The organism is Arthrobacter sp. Bi83, from assembly GCF_918698095.1.
GTDB lineage: Bacteria > Actinomycetota > Actinomycetes > Actinomycetales > Micrococcaceae > Arthrobacter.
The window spans coordinates 17,499-34,498 of sequence record NZ_CAKKLY010000003.1 but is presented as its reverse complement, the minus strand read 5'-3'; the positions used below and the strand labels follow the sequence as shown (position 1 = coordinate 34,498).

The window sequence follows — 17,000 nt, the reverse complement described above, 5'->3', positions numbered from 1 at the left end:
GAGATGTTCCACCGAACGTGCAGCTATCAGAACCGCGGGCTGACCGCCCGCTCCCTGAAGGAGTGAACTACGCATGGCAACTGTTCAGGAATCCATCGACGTCGATGTCCCCGTGACCAAGGCCTACAACCAATGGACGCAGTTCGAGGACTTCCCGCACTTCATGAGCGGCGTTGACGCGGTGCGCCAGCTCGATGACACCACCGTTCATTTCGAGACAAGCATCGCCGGCGTCAAGCGTGAATACGACGCCCAGATCACCGTGCAGGAGCCTGACCAGCGTGTCAGCTGGGAGAGCCTGAACGAGCCCCGCAACGCAGGAACCGTATGGTTCGAGTCCCTGGGACCTGAGCAGACCAAGGTCAATGTCGAACTCACCTGGGAACCGGATTCCGCGGTGGAGAAGGCTGGCGCCGCCCTGGGCCTGGATTCCCGCCAGGTTGCCTCGGACCTGAAGAAGTTCAAGAAATACATCGAGAGCCAGGACTCCGAAACCGGCGCGTGGCGTGAAAGTGTCCGCGACGGCGACGTCGAAGACACAGCCGGGCCAACGGGTACCGCTGCGGCCGCCGGAGGGGCCGGGGCTGCCGGAGTAGCCGGGGCTGCCGGAGTAGCCGGGGCTTCCGGCGCTGGAGTGGGGGCGGCCGGCGCTGCTCCGGCCGGTAGCTACGGGACAGACGACGACGGCACGGGCTATGCGGCCGGACCCGGAATGGACGCGACCCCCGGCCGCACCTACGAATCCGGTGACGGCTACGACACCGCAGCCACCGAAAGGCCGGTGGATGCGGATCCTGACATGGCGGTCGACGCCCCCTATGGCGACACGGAAGCAGGTGAGCCCCGGATAGACACCAGGGGTGACACCCGGCGGGACGAAACCCCGGACCGCTAACCGGTTCGTCCGGCCCGGCTGAGCCGGCCGGGCTAACCCGGACGGTCAGAACAAACCAAAGCAGAAGCGCCCCGCCACTCGAGTGGCGGGGCGCTCCTGATCTGTTGAGAGTGTAGGCGCTAGCTCAGGCTCGCGACAACCTTGTTGAGCGTCGCGGACGGACGCATGACAGCAGCGGCCTTCTCTGCGTCCGGGCGGTAGTAGCCACCAATGTCCACGGGCGAACCCTGGACGCTCAGCAGTTCGGAAACAATGGCGTCCTCGTTGGAGGCGAGGGCCTCGGCGATGGCGGAGAAGGACGCTGCCAGTTCGCCATCCTCGGTCTGCTTGGCCAGCTCCTGCGCCCAGTACAGGGCCAGGTAGAAGTGGCTGCCGCGGTTGTCGAGTTCACCGACCTTGCGCTTCGGGGACTTGTTCTCCAGCAGGAACGTGCCGGTTGCACGGTCCAGCGTGTCCGCGAGCACCTGTGCACGGGCGTTGTCAGTGGACGTGGCCAGGTGCTCGAAGCTGACAGCGAGGGCCAGGAATTCGCCGAGGCTGTCCCAGCGGAGGTGGTTTTCGTTCAGCAGCTGCTGGACGTGCTTCGGAGCGGATCCGCCTGCCCCGGTCTCGAAAAGGCCGCCGCCGTTGATCAGCGGAACCACGGAGAGCATCTTGGCGCTGGTACCAAGTTCGAGGATCGGGAAGAGGTCCGTCAGGTAGTCGCGCAGCACGTTGCCGGACACGGAGATGGTGTCCTCGCCCTTGCGGATGCGCTCCAGGGTGAAGGCCGTGGCCTTGTCCGGAGACATGATCTCGATCTGCAGGCCCTCAGTGTCGTGCTCCTTGAGGTATTCACGGACCTTTTCGATGAGCTTGGCGTCGTGGGCGCGGTCTTCGTCCAGCCAGAAGACGGCAGGTGTGTTGGACGCGCGGGCGCGGGTCACGGCCAGCTTGACCCAGTCGCGGATCGGCAGGTCCTTGGTCTGGCAGGCGCGCCAGATGTCACCCGGGGCCACCTCGTGCTCGACCAGGACCGCTCCGGAACCGTCAACGATCTGGACCTTGCCGGGGACCTGGATCTCGAAGGTCTTGTCGTGGCTGCCGTACTCCTCTGCGGCCTGGGCCATGAGGCCGACGTTCGGCACCGTGCCCATGGTGGTGGGGTCGAAGGCACCATTGGCACGGCAATCGTCGATGACAACCTGGTAGATGCCGGCGTAGGAGCTGTCCGGGAGAACTGCCAGAGTGTCGGCTTCCTTGCCGTCCGGTCCCCACATGTGGCCGGAGCTGCGGATCATGGCCGGCATCGAGGCGTCCACGATGATGTCGCTCGGGACGTGCAGGCTGGTGATGCCCTTATCAGAATCGACCATGGCCAGCGCCGGGCCTTCTTCCAGGCCCTTCTTGATCGCGGCCTGGACGCCCTCGCGGACGTCCTCCGGAAGGTCTTCAAGCCCGTTGAGGATCGCGGCAAGTCCGTTGTTGGGGCTGATGCCGGCGGCGGCGAGCTGCTTGCCGTAGGTGTCGAACAGTTCGGAGAAGTAGGCCTTGACCACGTGGCCGAAGATGATGGGGTCCGAGACCTTCATCATGGTGGCCTTCAGGTGTGCCGAGAAGAGCACGCCTTCTTCCTTGGCGCGCACCACCTGGGCCGCGAGGAACTCGTCGAGGGCCGCGGCGCGCATCACGGTGCCGTCGATCACTTCGCCGGCGAGGACGGGGAACGCCTTCTTGAGGACCTTGACCGTGCCGTCTTCGCGGACCAGCTGGATCTCGATGGTGCCGTCAGCCGGGATCACCACGGTCTTTTCGTTGGAACGGAAGTCATTTTCTTCCATGTGCGCAACGTTGGTTTTCGACTCGGAAGACCATGCGCCCATGGAGTGTGGGTTCTGGCGGGCGTAGTTTTTCACGGACAGCGGAGCGCGGCGGTCGGAGTTGCCCTCGCGCAGGACCGGGTTCACGGCGGAGCCCTTGATCTTGTCGTAGCGGGAGCGGATGACGGTCTCTTCATCGGAGGACGGGTTGTCCGGGTAGTCCGGCAGGTTGTAGCCCTTGGCCTGCAGCTCTGCGATGGCGGCCTTCAGCTGCGGCACGGAGGCGCTGATGTTGGGAAGTTTGATGATGTTGGCTTCCGGCTTCTTCGCCAGGCCCCCGAGCTCAGCCAGGGCGTCGCCGATCTGCTGCTCTTCGGTGAGGTAGTCGCCAAAGACAGCGATGATGCGGCCGGCCAGCGAAATGTCGCGGGTCTCCACCTGCACACCTGCCGTGGAAGCGAAAGCCTCAACGATCGGCAGGAACGAATATGTAGCCAACATCGGCGCTTCGTCGGTGTGGGTATAGATAATTTTGGCCATGCTCGGGCGTCTCCCTGGAGGTCGGCTTGTATATGGAATCCGGTCTATTTCACCAACCTTTAACTTACCCGAGGACGCCGCGTTGAACCCCACCCGAGCGGCCGGATCCCGTTCCGTGACCTCACGCCACGCCCCCAAGGTGACCAATCCCATTGTCCCCAGCCCGGCGGACCTTTATCTTTAGGTCATGGAAGAAAACCGCTTAGGCGGCTGAACGTCATTCAGTAACCCCTTGCGGCAGGGGCAGAGCGCATTACCCCTACCTGGAATACATAACTTGAAATGTCTATCTACAGAGCTTGTCATACCCGGGTAGGTTCAATCCGTCACTCGGCGGGCAGCACCATCGCCCGCCCCACCCCGATCGGTAGGACCACAATGACGAGCACAAAGTCTCTGGCCACTAGCCTCATAAGCCTTTCAGCAGGCTTGCTGCTGGCGCTGTCCGCAGCTGGCGGCGCAACGGCCTCTCCTTCAAAGTCGCAGGATTCGGGCCAGCCGCAGGTCGCCACCTCCACCGTCGCGAGTGCAACCACCACCGTCTCGGGTGCAACCACGGCAGGTTATTGGACGCCCGAGCGCATGCGCGCCGCCATTCCCGGCGATGTGCTGGCTGACCGGGCGGTTGCCCGGCAAAACTCCAAAGGCACCAATTCCGGCCCCAGCGTGGAGGAGAAGGGTTCCAGCACCAAAATCGCCGGCACGTCCGGAAAGGCCAGCAAGACAACCGCACTGCACAAGGATGAGCTTCCGGTAAACCACATCGGGAAGGTGTTCTTCACCCTCGGGGGCGCCAACTTCGTGTGCTCCGGGAACTCCGTGGTTTCGACCAACAAGAGCACCGTCTCCACGGCCGGACACTGCGTGAATGAGGGCCCGGGCGCCTTCGCCACCAACTTTGTCTTCGTTCCGCAGTACAAGGACGGTGCGGCACCCCTCGGCAAATGGCCGGCCAAGGCGCTGTTTGCGCCGAAGCAATGGAGCGGCGACGGAAACATGCAGTATGACACCGGCTTCGCGGTCGTTTCCCAACTCAACGGCCAGAACCTTGCCGACGTCGCAGGCGCCTCGGGTGTCGCTTTCAACCAGGCACGCGGACTGAATTACAAGTCGTATGGTTACCCGGCCGCCGCACCGTTTACCGGCCAGACCCTTGTGAGCTGCACCGGCAAGTCAGCCAATGACGTCATCAACCCCCAGTTCGACACCCAAGGCATTCCTTGCGACATGACCGGCGGTTCCTCGGGCGGGCCATGGTTCATGGGCTCGGACGCTACGGCGTTCCAGAACTCCATCAACAGCTATGGCTATGGCACGCGCTCCACAACGATGTTCGGTCCTTACTGGGGCGACACAATCCAGCAGGCCTACAAGAGTGCATCGGCCACCAAGTAAGGACGGTCCGCGACCCGACGAGGAGGACCCGGTAAGCCGCTCCGACGCCAGCCAGACCCCGGAAGAAATTCTGGAGTACTGGACGCCGGAGCGGATGGCGGAAGCGAAACCGCGTGAGGTCCGGCTCCCGGACCCTCAAGGCCGACCGGACCCTCAAGGGGAACCCGGCCCACAAAGTGAACCAGGCCTCCAAGGTGAAGCAGGACCGTCACCTGAGGACGGCTGAATCAAGTTAAAGCCCGACGGCGGTTGTCCCCATAAGGGGGCAACCGCCGTCGACGTTTCACCGCGTTCTAGTGGAAACTGCGCGCTAGTGGAAGAAGTGGCGCGCGCCCGTGAAGTACATCGTGATGCCTGCCGCGTTGGCTGCCGCGATGACCTCATCGTCCCGGACGGAACCGCCGGGCTGGACCACGGCGCGGACGCCGGCGTCGACCAGGATCTGCAGGCCGTCGGCGAACGGGAAGAACGCGTCCGAGGCAGCCACGGCGCCGCGGGCACGCTCCGGCGCCCCGCTCGCGTCGCCGCCGGCGGCGCCGCCGGCGGCGTCGACGTCGGACGTCACGGTGACGCCCAGGCTGTTGGCGCGCTCAACGGCAAGCTTGCAGGAGTCCAGGCGGTTGACCTGGCCCATGCCGATGCCCACGGCAGCGCCGTCAGCGGCGAGCAGGATGGCATTGGACTTGGCTGCCCGGCAGGCGGTCCAGGCGAAGGCGAGGTCGGCCAGCGTGGCCTCGTCCGCAGCTTCACCGGCGGCGAGGGTCCAGTTGGCGGGGTTGTCGCCTTCGGCGTCCACCTTGTCGGAGACCTGGACCAGAACGCCGCCGGAGACTTGGCGGATTTCTGCCGGGTAGCGGCCGTAGCCCTCCGGGAGGGACAGGAGGCGGATGTTCTTCTTCTTGGAGAGGATCTCGACGGCTTCGGGCTCGAAGCCGGGGGCGATGACCACTTCGGTGAAGATGCCGGCCACGGTGCGGGCCATGCCGGCAGTGACTGTGCGGTTGGCTGCGATTACGCCGCCGAAGGCGGAGACAGGGTCGCAGGCGTGCGCCTTGGCGTGGGCGTCCGCGATCGGGTCTTCGGCTGAGTCCGAACCGACGGCCACACCGCACGGGTTGGCGTGCTTGATGATGGCGACGGCGGGCTCGGTGAAGTCGTAGGCTGCGCGCAGGGCGGCGTCGGCATCCACGAAGTTGTTGTAGCTCATGGCCTTGCCGTGCAGCTGGTCGGCCTGGGCGATGCCGGCGGGGGCTGCCCTGTCCACGTACAGGGCGGCCTGCTGGTGCGGGTTTTCGCCGTAGCGGAGAACTTCGGAGCGTTCCAGCGCAAGGCCGGCGTAGGCCGGCCAGTCAATGATGCCGTCGCCGTCTTCGTCCAGGAACTGGCTCGCCGTCCAGGTGGCCACGGCGTTGTCGTAGGTGGCGGTGTGCGCGAAGGCCTTGGCGGCCAGCCGGCGCCGGGTCTTCAGGTCGAAGCCGCCTTCACCGGCGGCGCGGACAACCTCACCGTAGAACGTGGGATCAACCACAATCGCGACGGCGGCGTGGTTCTTCGCGGCGGATCGCACCATCGCGGGGCCACCGATATCGATCTGCTCCACCACGTCGTCCTGGGCGGCGCCGGACTTGACGGTCTCAACGAACGGGTAAAGGTTCACCACCACGAGGTCGAAGGTTTCGATCTCCATGTTGGCGAGGGTATCCATGTGGGCCGGAACGCGGCGGTCGGCCAGGATGCCGCCGTGCACGCGCGGATGGAGGGTCTTGACGCGGCCATCCAGCATTTCCGGAGAGCCGGTGACTTCCTCGACTTCCTGGACCGGGATGCCGGCCGCGGCGATCTTCTTGGCCGTGGAGCCGGTCGAGACGATCTTGACGCCTGCTGCGTGCAGGCCCTTGGCCAGCTCCTCCAGACCGGTCTTGTCGTAAACCGAGATCAGGGCTCGGCGGATGGGAACACGGTCTAGCTGCGTGAAGCTCACAAAGGTCTCCGTCTTTTTACGCGGTTGTTGCCGCGGTTGGTGGGGATAGGGCCAGTTTATCGCGTTGCCGGACGTGTCCTTCCTGCCCGCCCGAGTGTGAAGGCCGCGCACTTCCGGAGCGCCGCAACGTAAGGTTTTAACAGGAGGCCGAGATGAACACTTACACCACTGTGCCCAGCGGCGAACAGGTGGTCCAGGAACTGCCGTGGCGCTGGAAGGTGCAGGGCCGGATTTTCGTGATCGGCGGCCTTGGATTCATGTTTGATGCCTGGGACGTGACGCTGAACGGCATCCTGATTCCGCTGCTGTCCACCCACTGGCAGCTCACCCCCGGCGAGGCCGGCTGGATCGGCACGGCCAACCTGATCGGCATGGCGCTCGGTGCGTTTATCTGGGGCACCATCGCCGACACCATCGGGCGCAAGAAGGCCTTCACGGCCACGCTGCTGATCTTCTCGCTGTTCACCGTTTTCGGGGCGTTCTCCCCCGACTTTGTCTGGTTTTGCGTCTTCCGCTTCATGGCCGGATTCGGTCTGGGCGGCTGTATCCCCGTGGACTACGCGCTCGTGGGCGAGTTCACTCCGCGCCGGCAGCGCGGCAGGGTCCTCACCGCCATGGACGGGTGGTGGCCCGTGGGAGCCGCGCTGTGCGGCTTCGTTTCGGCGGGGCTGGTGGCGGCCTTCGCGGACTGGCGACTGACCATGCTGGTGATGGTGCTGCCGGCCCTGCTGGTTTTCTGGATCCGCCGCAGCGTCCCCGAATCGCCCTTGTTCCTCATCCGCAAGGGCCGCCGTGAGGAAGCCGCCAAGGTCATCGACGATCTGGTCCTGGCCACCGGCGCGGAGCCTCGCGCCTACAGCCTGCCCGATCCCGGGGCCGTCCCGCGCCTTTCGGCCGGCAGCGCCTGGCAGCAGCTGCGCGGCGTCTGGCAGTTCAACTGGAAAATCACCGCCACCGCCTGGGCCCTGTTCTTCAGCATCCTGCTGGTCTACTACCTGTCCCTGACCTGGATGCCCCGGATTCTGATCGGCGCTGGGTTCGCCGAGTACAAGGCGTTCCTTACGACGGCGGGGATGGCCGCCGTCGGACTTCTTGGCGTGGTGGCAGCGGCGCTGCTGGTGGAGCGGATAGGCCGCAAGTGGCTGCTGGCCGTCACTGGACCGCTGTCCGCCCTGGCACTGGTGATCGTGGCCTTTGTGGTGGACATTCCGACGGCGGCCGTGGTCTGGCTGCTGGTGTTCGGCTTCGTGGTGCAGGTGGCCATTCCGGTGCTCTACACCTACGTCTCCGAGCTGTACCCCACGGAGCTGCGCGGCACCGGCTTCGGCTGGGCGTCCACGTTCTCGCGGCTGGGCGCGGGCTTCGGCCCGCTGATCTTCGCGAACTACTTCTGGCCCGAGCTGGGTCTGGCCACATCGTTCGCCCTCGCCGGCGGCCTGGTGGTGCTGGCCGTGCTGTGGATGATGTTCTTCTCCCCCGAAACCAGGCAGCGCCGCCTCGAATAGCGCTTCGAGCTAGTTCGGAGTGTGCGCCGCGGCCAGCTCGGCGAGGGTGGACACCAGAAGCCGGCGTTCCACCACCTTGATGCGTTCATGCAGGGTGTCTTCGGTGTCGCCTTGCTCGATGGCCACGGCTTCCTGGGCGATGATGGGCCCCGTGTCCACGCCCGCGTCAGCCCAGTGAACGGTGCAGCCCGTCACCTTCACGCCGTAGGCCATGGCATCCCGCACACCGTGGGCGCCCGGGAAGGACGGCAGCAGGGCGGGGTGCGTGTTGAGGTATTTCCCGTCGAACGCGTCGATGAATTCCGGGCTCACGATCCGCATGAAACCGGAGGAAACCACAACGTCCGGCTGGTACGCCTCCACGGCTTCCGTTAGGGCGGCGTTCCAGGCGGCACGGTCCGCGTAGGCCTTGAAGTCCACCACGAACGTGTCGATCCCGGCGTCGGCCGAGCGCTCCACCCCGAACGTTCCCGGCCGGTCCGCCCCCACCGCGGCGATCTCCACGTCCAGCTCCCCCGCTTGCACTGCGTCGATGACAGCCTGGAGGTTGGAGCCGGTTCCGGAGACGAGGACTACGATGCGCATTGCTCCAGCTTATGCGGCTGCTCGCGTAGGCTGGAAAACATGAACCCCACCCCCGGCCCGAACGGCTCACAGCGGACAAGGCATCCGCTCAGCGAGGACGCAAAGTCCTCGCTGCTGAAGACGCACACCCTCTTTCGCATGTTCATCGTGGCGGTGCTGGGCTCGTTCTTCGTCTTCCAGCTGGACGTCGGCTACCTGTGGCTGGCGTCAATCCTGACCGTGGCCGGGATCATCCTGGGAATCATGGTGCTCATCCGTGCCGTCAGGCTCAAGGAATCCAGGCTGGTGCTCTTCGGAACCATCTCGGGCCTGGTGGTGTCCGCCGTGATGGTGCTGCTGGTGCTGGCCTCCGCCTTGTTCTTCAACCAGGTGCGTGACTACCAGCAGTGCGCCCGCCACGCCCTGACCAGCCAGGCGAGCAACGACTGCCGCGCCCAGCTTGAGAACTCGATGCCCGGCCAGTTCCGCTGACCGTACGGGCTACTTGCCCGGTGCCGTCCCGAGGTCGGCTTCCCGCAGTTGCTGGCGGCGTTCCAGCCACGGCCCGGCTGCGTAACCGACGACGACGCCGATGCCCGCTTCCGCTGCCACCCAGACTGCCGTCCACAAGGGGTCGGGACCGATCTCCGTGAGCCGGCCGATTCCGGCCGAGCCGCCCGCGATCCACGCCAGGACGCCGGCCAGCAGGCCGGCGGCGACGCCTATGATGATGCCGAGGAACAGCGTGGAGGCTGCGGCCGTGAACCAGCGGACGCGGACCTTGATGGACAGCCACTCGTCGAGGTGGTTCTCGCCTTCACGCAGGAACCACCAGCCGGCCAGGACACCGGCGAGTACCGGCACCACCAGCGCCACGAGGCCGTAATCCAGCGGTCCGGCGGGAATTGCTGCAAGCACGGGTACTGATGGAAGCGGCCCGGCTGCGGTGCCCAGCGGGCCCACCTGTGAACCAGCACCGAGGGCGAAGCCCGAGCCGGACACCCAGGCGAGCGCGAAGACGGCAAGGTTGGGAATGAAGCCGAGCTGCGCGATGGTGAGGACCGCGCCTCCCATGGCCCCGGCGTTGAGCCCTTCATATACAGCCACCACCAGGTTCCAGTGGATGACGAGATCCACCGCCAGCAGGGCCGCCGACAGGGCGAGCGCCGCCATGATGGCCAAGAACCCGGCCTTCGCGGCAGAGGCCAAGTACGATCCCGCCCAGCGTGAATGCTGGCTGGTCCGGGCGATCCAGTCAACGGCGTCGACGCCGATCAGGCGGCTCCACGAGCCAGCCTCGCGCCGCGCACCGATCACCATGCCCAGGGCAAAGGGAACCAGCGGCAGTAGCGCGGCCCACCAGAGGAAGACCCCAACGTCGTCCGTGCGGCAGACAAATCCCGTGGCCACACCGAAGGCAGAATAAACGAGCCAGGACCCCAGCAGCGCCTGCCAGAGCTGGTCAGTATAGGAGGCCCGGGCCAGGCGCCGGCCCGCCCGCCAGGCCAGCAGGAACGGTATCAGCGTCAGGCCCAGGGGAATCAGCGAGAGCGTGCCCGTTTCCGGCCGTGCCGCAGCCCCCTCGGCGACGATGGTCAGGTACAGGGGCACCCCGTGAATGACCAGCCAGGCCTGGCCGGCAAGCCGCGCCAATACGTCGACGTGTGTGTCCTGGAAACCGGACGTTGCCCACACGGCCACGATAGGGGCGACGACCACCAGCGCGGAAATTATCGCCGCCTGGGCCGACTCCAGCCCGCCCTGCAGCCACAAGGGCATGGGAAGGCCACGGTCTCCGGTCTGATCAGCGCGCAGTTTCATCGTGTCCCATCGTGCCACGGGCGGCCTGGCTCTCCTGTTTTCGACAGGCTCAATGCCGGCAGAAGACAGGCCGGAGTGAATCCGGGCAGGCTTCTATGCAGGCAACGCCCAGCGCTTTTTCGGGCGTACCGACGTAAAATTACTGTGTCCGCAATCAGTGGTTGGAGGCAGAAAATGACTACCGCATCCCCACATGCACACGGCGTTCACTTTGGTCGGACAGATGTCCAGAACGTTGGCATGGGTGTTGGTATTGTCGCGTTGGTGGTTGGTGTCCTGGGGTTCATCCCTGGTATTACCGCACGTTATGGCGAAATGATGTTCCTTGGGCCTGATTCGCACGCCATGTTCCTAGGCCTGTTCCAGGTATCCATGCTGCTCAACATTGTGCAGCTGGTCATCGGCGGAACCGGCTGGGCCATGTCACGCAATGAAATGGGTGCGCGCAGGTTCCTCATGGGCGCCGGGGCGCTGTACATCATCCTCAGCATCTACGGGCTCAGTGTCGGCGTGGATTCGGCGGCCAATTTCCTGTCGCTGAACATGACGGACAGCTGGACCCTCCTGGTGGTGGGTGTACTGATGATTGCCGCCGGCTGGATGTTCTCGCGGCATCTGGCCGAGGACAGGAAATAACCCGGAACGCGAACGCCCGGGAACTAGGAGCCGCGAATGAGTAGATATCTAATCTGAGTATTCGTACTACCGGTTGGTGCAGGTGCCACACGAAAGTCCGTGGGCAGCTGCACCAACTTTGTGTCCGGGCTCTGTGAGCTGAACCGGACCTCGTGGCGGAGCGTCGTGAGACCCGCGCCGGGTCCGGCGGTTCGACGGCGTCCCTTGCGTTTAGAAGCGGATCAGGGAGTACGGCAGGCTCGGCAGATTGCCCGCCGTCCAGGGCCGTTGAGGCGGTTCGGACGGGACATTGCCGCGACCGTCGCGCAACACCACCACGACCGTGCCGATGATTGCCAGCGCTGCAATTACGGCAAGGATTACCAGGACGACGACGATCGATCCAGACATCACTCCAACACCTCTGACATCAATTTTACGGCGGAACGGGCATTGCCATCAGGGTTGTTCTGCCCGCCAGCCTGCCGATAGTATGCAGGCGAATATTTTGACTCTGGACGGAACCGGCGCCCGGGCATATGCTGATCTCCCATTGCCTCTGGGGGGTGAATCGGAATGGGCAGCAGCCTGCGTCTTCTTTGCGCCATATCGTTGCGCGCGCTCCTGCTGCCCGCAGTGATCGCGCTGGCTTGGCTCATCTGGGGTGCAGGAACGGCGACGGCATCGTCTCCGGACACCGGAGCGCTCAGTTCAGAGTCGCTGAATTCCGGATCATTACTCGCCAAGCCCCTCAGGTCCGGCCCGGCCGGTGACGCAGCGATCTCAGCGGTGACCGACTCTGCCGAGGCCGTCATCGGGAAGGCATCGGGGGCGGTTTCCACCGTGACCCGGACGGCCGCGCCGGTGCTGTCCGAGGTCGACAAGGTTGTTGGCACCGTAAATGATGCCCTTGCCTCAGTGGATCCGCGGCTGCCACGGATCCCGGTTCCGGGCGTCACCGTACCGGTAGTCCAGGTGCCGGGCGTCACCATTCCTGAGGTCCCCGTTCCGGGCGTCACCATTCCTGAGGTCCCCGTTCCGGGCGTCACCATTCCTGGGGTCCAGGTCCCGTCTGTGGACGTTCCTACCGTTCCCACACCGCTCCCCTCGGAGCCGCGGCCGGTTCCCGCTCCCCACGCCGAACGCCCGGCGGCGGCGGTTCCTTCGCCGTCAATTGGTGAACCCAAAGCTCCGGCGGCTTCCGTGGTTGAGGCACCGTCCACGACGGGAAGCGTATCCGTCGCAAAGAACGCCGCACCGGCATCACCCGGAGCCAACTTTGCGGACTCCGATTCACGCGGCCAGACGCTGGCGCAGCTTGCCATGACGTCCTCGGGACGCCCCCTGGCGGCAGTCACACTCCATGCGCGACCGCTCGTGCACACCCCGCTCGCCCCGGAGCACGCCTACCTCGCCGCGACACAGGGCGAGTCCGGTTCCTCGCTCTCGGGCTCTGACGGCCCCGGCGGGCAGGCTGCAGATGTCACAGGGGCGTGGCGCAACTTCTCCCGGGACCTCGGGGCGCGCGTCCTCGACGCCGCCACTGCCCTTCCTTCCAGTCCGGCATTCGATCCGGGGTCTTCCCCCGACTGAACAGGTCAACTCTGCCTTCATCACGGCAGAAACGACCACCTGCGCCACCGGCGTACGGATCCCAAAGTTCAGTCAAGGAGAACATGTCATGTCTACCCACGCCTCGATGCTCGCTGCCTCCCGTTGCCCCCTGCCCTCGTCCGGAAGCGCGCACAGCCACTCCGGTCCTTCCCGCGCCGGCATCGGCAACTGGCCCGACCCCATGCGCGGACGCATCGGCAATTGGCCCGACCCGATGGCCGGTTTCATCGGCAATTGGCCGGACCCGATGGCCAAGGGCAGCCTCGCTGCCGGGTCTTGAAAACACGAGAAGAAAGCAGTAAAAAGCACTGCCCCCGCTCCACCAGGCGGTGGCGCGAGGGCAGCGCTTATTCGCATTCAGTTTTCCGGACTGCTTTCCGGCGGCCCCGCCTTCTCTGCGGTCTCAGCCACTGATTCATCTGGGCGCACTTCGTCCGGTTCTGTTTTCTCCGAACGGACTGCCTCCGCCTTGGGCGGACCGGGAAAGTAGCTGATGACCCGCGAGAGCTCCCGGCTGAGCACAGTGCCGCCAACCATGTCCGGAGGCAGGGCCTCCTTCTCCACCCTCCGGGCTGCCGCCAGAGCCTGCAGCCCGGCTTCCGTTATCGCCACCTCGTTGCTGCGCCGGTCCGTGGAACTGGACCGGCGGGAAACAAGCCCGGCTCCCTCAAGCCGCGCGAGCACCCTGCCCAGCGATTGGCTGCGAACTTTGATGTCGGCGGCAAGCCGCTCCTGGTTGAGCGGCCCGGCCGCGAGGCCTTGAAGGGCGATGACGGCCGCATGGGTGAGGCCCAGGTCAGCAAGGGCCTGATCCTGTCGGCGCTGGATGAGCCGGGCGGCCATGGACAGCAAGTGATGGGGCCCCCACGGCTCGGCGTCAGCATTCGGGACCATCGGTTCCGTCCTTCCTTCTCGAGCCTGAGTTGGTCAGGAGCAATGCCCCGGCCGCCGCGACCACGGGGGCCGGGACCGCCCGGCCCCCGTGCTTTGCGTGTCAGCGACGGGTGTCGTCAACGCCGTCGGTCTCAATGCGCTCCTTGCGGACTTCCTCATCAACTGTGACCTCGTCCGTGACGGTTTCGGTGTCCAGGCGGACCCGTTCCACGGGCACAGTCTCCTTGTCCACGACCGGCCGTTCTTCGTGGAGGATGACCTCGTGTTCCTCTTCGCTGAGGTCCGGGCCGCCCATTGCGGCACCTGCGTTTCCATCCGTGATGGGTTCGCGTTCCACCCGTACTTCCTCACGACGCACCGGTACCGTCTGCGTGACATTTTCCGTCGTCACGTACTTGCGCAGCCGCGCCCGGCCGGTGGCCTGCCTCTCGGTGCCCACGTTGAGGCGCTCCTCGGAACGAGTCATGGCGTCGTCCGTGGTGGGGACCGAAGTGTCCCGGCCCACCGTGCCTGATTCGTCCGCTGCGTTGTAGGTGCCGCCACTTGCAGCAAAGCCGGCGTCGCGCTCTGTGTTCGAGTACCGCTCCGTGTTCGAGTACCGCTCTGTGTTCGAGGACTCGGTGTCGCGGTCGATGACACCGCCAGTGCCCCGACCTGATGTGGCGTCCGTGCCGGATGTGACCTCCGGGTAGGTCCCGCCGCCGCTGAGCTGATAGTGGTCGTACAGACGTTCCTCCTCCGAAGGCTCAAGGTGGCCGTCTGTGTCCACCCGCGGCGCGTCCTTGACCTGTTCCTTCGAGTAAGGGACCACGATGTTGTCGCCATCGATGCGGGCGCCTTCAAGGGGAACGAAGGACTCGGAAGTCCCGAAGAGGCCCGTCCGCACCGTCACCCATGTGGGCTGGCCGTTGTCGTCATCCGCGTAGATCTGGCCGATAGAGCCAATCTTGCCCCCGTCAGTGGAGAGGATGTCTCCATCCCGCTGGAGCAGGTCGTCGATATGTTCCTTGGTGAGCATTCTTGTCTCCTTGGATCTTGACTATTGGTGCAACTGGCTTGCTGGCTGTACGCCCTGGTGTTGCGGGCGCTTTGCCGGTGCGGCCCGGCGGCAGGGATACCTCTGGCTGAGGAAACCGGCGGTCCGCTGGAGAGATTTCTGAAGGTCAACCTCGCATCTACACCCTAAGCATGCTTACTATCGTATTGGCAAGCCTGCTTAGCATTTTAATGTTTTCGGAAGGCCGGCAAGCAAGGAGGCGCCGGCCCTGGTGACGCGGCCCCGGCACTTCATGAAAGCGGCAGCAATCCCGAAAATCTCCATCGCAAGTCAAGAAAAAAGACAAGGGTGCTTACTATTTATTAGTAAACATGCTTACCATTGCATGCCAGCAACGCTGGTTCTAAACAGCAGCTGACCCTTTCGGAAAGAGAGAGCGAAGATGACAGAGAACCAATGGCCGCAGGACGGGAGCCTCACGGTTCCCCCGGCTACACCGAACTCACCGGCTTACGGCTCGGGCGTCTCCTCCGGGAGCCCGGCGTCAGCCTCGAAGACCGACACGGCGAAGGAAGAAGCCGCCAATGTGGCTGGCCAGGCCGCCGGCGCCGCCCAGAATGTGGCAGGCACCGCCAAGGCCGAGGCCGCAAATGTGGCTTCCGAAGTGAAGACCAATGCCAAGGATCTCCTGCACCAGGCGAAGTCCGATCTGACAAGCCAGGCCGGCACCCAGCAGCAGAAGGTAGCCGAGGGACTTCGGTCCATTTCCGGCGAACTGCACACCATGGCCAACGCCTCGGATCAGCCCGGCGTCGCCTCGGACCTCGTCCGCCAGGCCGCAGAGCGCTCACAGTCCGTAGCATCGTGGCTGGACAACAGGGATCCGGGGTCCCTGCTGGACGAAGTGAAGTCCTTTGCCCGCCAGCGCCCGGGCACCTTCCTGCTCCTCGCTGCCGGCGCAGGCGTCCTTGCGGGCCGGCTGGGCAGGAGCCTGCAGGCCGGGGCCCCCGCCGCTACCCCGGCAACCGGCACCGCCGTTCCGCCCCAGCCGGTTCAGCCGCCCGTCACGGAAACCGCAGTCGGAGCCGGCATAGGTGAGCCGTTCTACGACGAATCCGCACTCGGTGAGCCCGCCTTCGGCGAGCCGGCCTACGGGGAGCAGACCTATGGCACCCCCGCGTACGGCGAACCGGCCGCCGGGGAGCCCGCTTTCGGCGAGCCTGCTTTCGGGGAGCCCGCTCGGCCCGGCATGGCAGGTCCGGCTTCGGCGCAGACCCTTCCGGGAGGTTCCCCGGCAGGAGTTCCGCTGCGTGACGTCGATGACCCCTTTGCCGAAGGCGAAGGACGCCACCTGTGAGCAGCCAAATACCGGAGACCCACTCCACTGCCGCGCACGCCAAGGCGGATTCGACGTCCCTGGGAGATCTCCTGGGTGAAGTCACCCGGGACCTGTCCACACTGATCAGGCAGGAAATAGAACTCGCCAAGGCCGAACTGAAGCAGTCCGGCACCCGGGCCGGCAAGGGCGGCGGCATGCTCGCCGGCGCCGGCGTGGCCGGGCACTTCGTGCTCCTGTTCCTGTCCATCGCCCTCTGGTACGCCCTCGGTGAACTGATGGGCCTCGGCTGGTCCGCCGTCGTCGTTGCAGTCATCTGGGGCATCATCGCCGCGGTCCTCGCATCGGTAGGACGCAAGGAACTCAAGGCCATCAAGGGCATGCCCCAGACCGTTGAGACCGTCCAGGAAATCCCGCCCACCCTGAAACCCAATGGAGACCACCGATGAGTGAAAACCCGGACGCCATCCGCGCCGACATCGAAACGACCCGCGCACGCCTCGGCACCAACGTGGACGCGGTCGCCGACAAAGTATCACCGTCCAACATCGTCCACAGGCAGACTGACAAGGTCAAGGACGCCGTCTTTGGAGTGAAGGAGAAAGTCATGGGAGCTGCGGACCACGCCTCAGGCAACGTCCATTCGGTCTCGGGCACCGCCGGATCCGCAATCGGCGACGCCGGCGCGGCCATCAGCGACGCCCCGCACAAGGCAGCGGTGAAGACGCAGGGCAACCCGCTGGCAGCCGGGCTGATCGCGTTCGGTGCGGGCCTGCTTGTCTCGGCCCTTATCCCGCCGAGCGAGAAGGAACGGGAGGCTGCCGACGCCCTGAAGACCGCAGCGGAACCGGTCACCACCCAGCTGACCGAGGCCGCCAAGGACATGGCCCAGGGCTTGAAGGAACCGGCCCAGGAAGCCATGGAGAACGTCAGGGCGACCGCTACCGACGCTGCTGACCACGTCAAGGGAGAGGGCCAGGCGGCAGTCTCAGACGTCAAGTCCAGCGCCACGGATGCGAAGGACCACGTGCAGAACACCTAAGG

The 17,000-nt window shown here is 65.3% G+C and carries 17 protein-coding genes; 10 read left to right on the top strand and 7 right to left on the bottom strand.

What is annotated here, in order from left to right:
- Positions 1-73: 73 nt before the first annotated feature.
- Positions 74-895, top strand: a complete 822-nt coding sequence (locus tag LQ144_RS03040) for an SRPBCC family protein (RefSeq protein ID WP_230117086.1) — start codon at positions 74-76, stop codon at positions 893-895.
- Between the two features lie 119 nt (positions 896-1,014).
- Here the strand turns inward: LQ144_RS03040 and LQ144_RS03035 are convergent, their stop codons facing one another.
- Positions 1,015-3,234 carry an NADP-dependent isocitrate dehydrogenase gene (locus LQ144_RS03035; protein ID WP_230117085.1) on the bottom strand — a complete coding sequence of 740 codons (2,220 nt, stop codon included), beginning with the start codon at positions 3,232-3,234 and terminating at the stop codon, positions 1,015-1,017.
- 378 nt (positions 3,235-3,612) lie between these two features.
- Between LQ144_RS03035 and LQ144_RS03030 the strand changes: the two genes are divergently transcribed.
- Positions 3,613-4,629, top strand: coding sequence for a hypothetical protein (locus LQ144_RS03030; RefSeq protein ID WP_230117084.1), 1,017 nt, complete (start codon positions 3,613-3,615; stop codon positions 4,627-4,629).
- A 310-nt stretch (positions 4,630-4,939) separates the two neighbouring features.
- Here LQ144_RS03030 and purH read toward each other — a convergent pair whose 3' ends face one another.
- The gene (purH, locus tag LQ144_RS03025; RefSeq protein ID WP_230117083.1) at positions 4,940-6,610 is read right to left on the bottom strand and encodes a bifunctional phosphoribosylaminoimidazolecarboxamide formyltransferase/IMP cyclohydrolase; all 1,671 of its coding nucleotides are present in this window, start codon (positions 6,608-6,610) and stop codon (positions 4,940-4,942) included.
- 152 nt (positions 6,611-6,762) lie between these two features.
- Between purH and LQ144_RS03020 the strand changes: the two genes are divergently transcribed.
- On the top strand, positions 6,763-8,115 hold the full coding sequence (locus tag LQ144_RS03020) for an MFS transporter (RefSeq protein ID WP_230117082.1): 1,353 nt from the start codon (positions 6,763-6,765) through the stop codon (positions 8,113-8,115).
- Between the two features lie 9 nt (positions 8,116-8,124).
- Here LQ144_RS03020 and purN read toward each other — a convergent pair whose 3' ends face one another.
- The gene (gene purN / locus LQ144_RS03015) at positions 8,125-8,700 is read right to left on the bottom strand and encodes a phosphoribosylglycinamide formyltransferase (protein ID WP_230117081.1); all 576 of its coding nucleotides are present in this window, start codon (positions 8,698-8,700) and stop codon (positions 8,125-8,127) included.
- Between the two features lie 39 nt (positions 8,701-8,739).
- Here purN and LQ144_RS03010 point away from each other — a divergent pair, with 39 nt between their 5' ends.
- Entirely contained in the window at positions 8,740-9,171 is a 432-nt protein-coding gene (locus tag LQ144_RS03010) for a hypothetical protein (protein ID WP_230117080.1), read from the top strand.
- Positions 9,172-9,180: 9 nt separating this feature from the next.
- Here LQ144_RS03010 and LQ144_RS03005 read toward each other — a convergent pair whose 3' ends face one another.
- On the bottom strand, positions 9,181-10,500 hold the full coding sequence (locus LQ144_RS03005) for a DUF6350 family protein (protein WP_230117185.1): 1,320 nt from the start codon (positions 10,498-10,500) through the stop codon (positions 9,181-9,183).
- Positions 10,501-10,740: 240 nt separating this feature from the next.
- Here LQ144_RS03005 and LQ144_RS03000 point away from each other — a divergent pair, with 240 nt between their 5' ends.
- Positions 10,741-11,136: a DUF4383 domain-containing protein gene (locus LQ144_RS03000; RefSeq protein WP_230117079.1), complete on the top strand. Its 396-nt coding sequence runs from the start codon at positions 10,741-10,743 to the stop codon at positions 11,134-11,136.
- Positions 11,137-11,346: 210 nt separating this feature from the next.
- Here LQ144_RS03000 and LQ144_RS02995 read toward each other — a convergent pair whose 3' ends face one another.
- Positions 11,347-11,526 (bottom strand): hypothetical protein, encoded by a 180-nt coding sequence (locus LQ144_RS02995; RefSeq protein ID WP_230117184.1) that lies wholly within the window; start codon positions 11,524-11,526, stop codon positions 11,347-11,349.
- A gap of 165 nt (positions 11,527-11,691) precedes the next feature.
- Here LQ144_RS02995 and LQ144_RS02990 point away from each other — a divergent pair, with 165 nt between their 5' ends.
- Entirely contained in the window at positions 11,692-12,708 is a 1,017-nt protein-coding gene (locus LQ144_RS02990; protein WP_230117078.1) for a hypothetical protein, read from the top strand.
- Positions 12,709-12,796: 88 nt separating this feature from the next.
- Positions 12,797-13,009, top strand: coding sequence for a hypothetical protein (locus LQ144_RS02985; protein ID WP_230117077.1), 213 nt, complete (start codon positions 12,797-12,799; stop codon positions 13,007-13,009).
- Between the two features lie 77 nt (positions 13,010-13,086).
- Here LQ144_RS02985 and LQ144_RS02980 read toward each other — a convergent pair whose 3' ends face one another.
- Together LQ144_RS02980 and LQ144_RS02975 are read right to left on the bottom strand one after the other, a co-directional pair.
- Positions 13,087-13,623: a MarR family winged helix-turn-helix transcriptional regulator gene (locus LQ144_RS02980; protein WP_230117076.1), complete on the bottom strand. Its 537-nt coding sequence runs from the start codon at positions 13,621-13,623 to the stop codon at positions 13,087-13,089.
- A gap of 100 nt (positions 13,624-13,723) precedes the next feature.
- Complete coding sequence (locus tag LQ144_RS02975; protein WP_230117075.1) at positions 13,724-14,641, bottom strand: PRC and DUF2382 domain-containing protein; 918 nt, start codon at positions 14,639-14,641, stop codon at positions 13,724-13,726.
- Between the two features lie 421 nt (positions 14,642-15,062).
- Between LQ144_RS02975 and LQ144_RS02970 the strand changes: the two genes are divergently transcribed.
- The 3 genes from LQ144_RS02970 to LQ144_RS02960 are packed head-to-tail and all read left to right on the top strand — an operon-like array spanning position 15,063 to position 16,998.
- Positions 15,063-15,977 carry a hypothetical protein gene (locus LQ144_RS02970; protein WP_230117074.1) on the top strand — a complete coding sequence of 305 codons (915 nt, stop codon included), beginning with the start codon at positions 15,063-15,065 and terminating at the stop codon, positions 15,975-15,977.
- On the top strand, positions 15,974-16,405 hold the full coding sequence (locus tag LQ144_RS02965) for a phage holin family protein (RefSeq protein WP_230117073.1): 432 nt from the start codon (positions 15,974-15,976) through the stop codon (positions 16,403-16,405). The genes LQ144_RS02970 and LQ144_RS02965 overlap by 4 nt, the downstream gene beginning before the upstream one ends.
- Positions 16,402-16,998 carry a DUF3618 domain-containing protein gene (locus tag LQ144_RS02960; protein ID WP_230117072.1) on the top strand — a complete coding sequence of 199 codons (597 nt, stop codon included), beginning with the start codon at positions 16,402-16,404 and terminating at the stop codon, positions 16,996-16,998. The genes LQ144_RS02965 and LQ144_RS02960 overlap by 4 nt, the downstream gene beginning before the upstream one ends.
- Positions 16,999-17,000 lie beyond the last annotated feature (2 nt).

Excerpts from the sequence above, each read along its gene's own strand:
- LQ144_RS02960 (WP_230117072.1), top strand. The coding sequence starts at position 16,402 with ATGAGTGAAAACCCGGACGCCATCCGCGCCGACATCGAAACGACCCGC.
- LQ144_RS02995 (WP_230117184.1), bottom strand. The coding sequence starts at position 11,526 with ATGTCTGGATCGATCGTCGTCGTCCTGGTAATCCTTGCCGTAATTGCA.
- LQ144_RS02970 (WP_230117074.1), top strand. The coding sequence starts at position 15,063 with ATGACAGAGAACCAATGGCCGCAGGACGGGAGCCTCACGGTTCCCCCG.
- LQ144_RS03000 (WP_230117079.1), top strand. The coding sequence starts at position 10,741 with ATGGGTGTTGGTATTGTCGCGTTGGTGGTTGGTGTCCTGGGGTTCATC.
- LQ144_RS03030 (WP_230117084.1), top strand. The coding sequence starts at position 3,613 with ATGACGAGCACAAAGTCTCTGGCCACTAGCCTCATAAGCCTTTCAGCA.
- purN (WP_230117081.1), bottom strand. The coding sequence starts at position 8,700 with ATGCGCATCGTAGTCCTCGTCTCCGGAACCGGCTCCAACCTCCAGGCT.
- LQ144_RS02975 (WP_230117075.1), bottom strand. The coding sequence starts at position 14,641 with ATGCTCACCAAGGAACATATCGACGACCTGCTCCAGCGGGATGGAGAC.
- LQ144_RS03005 (WP_230117185.1), bottom strand. The coding sequence starts at position 10,500 with ATGAAACTGCGCGCTGATCAGACCGGAGACCGTGGCCTTCCCATGCCC.
- LQ144_RS02980 (WP_230117076.1), bottom strand. The coding sequence starts at position 13,623 with ATGGTCCCGAATGCTGACGCCGAGCCGTGGGGGCCCCATCACTTGCTG.
- LQ144_RS02985 (WP_230117077.1), top strand. The coding sequence starts at position 12,797 with ATGTCTACCCACGCCTCGATGCTCGCTGCCTCCCGTTGCCCCCTGCCC.
- LQ144_RS03020 (WP_230117082.1), top strand. The coding sequence starts at position 6,763 with ATGAACACTTACACCACTGTGCCCAGCGGCGAACAGGTGGTCCAGGAA.
- LQ144_RS02990 (WP_230117078.1), top strand. The coding sequence starts at position 11,692 with ATGGGCAGCAGCCTGCGTCTTCTTTGCGCCATATCGTTGCGCGCGCTC.
- LQ144_RS03010 (WP_230117080.1), top strand. The coding sequence starts at position 8,740 with ATGAACCCCACCCCCGGCCCGAACGGCTCACAGCGGACAAGGCATCCG.
- LQ144_RS03040 (WP_230117086.1), top strand. The coding sequence starts at position 74 with ATGGCAACTGTTCAGGAATCCATCGACGTCGATGTCCCCGTGACCAAG.
- LQ144_RS03035 (WP_230117085.1), bottom strand. The coding sequence starts at position 3,234 with ATGGCCAAAATTATCTATACCCACACCGACGAAGCGCCGATGTTGGCT.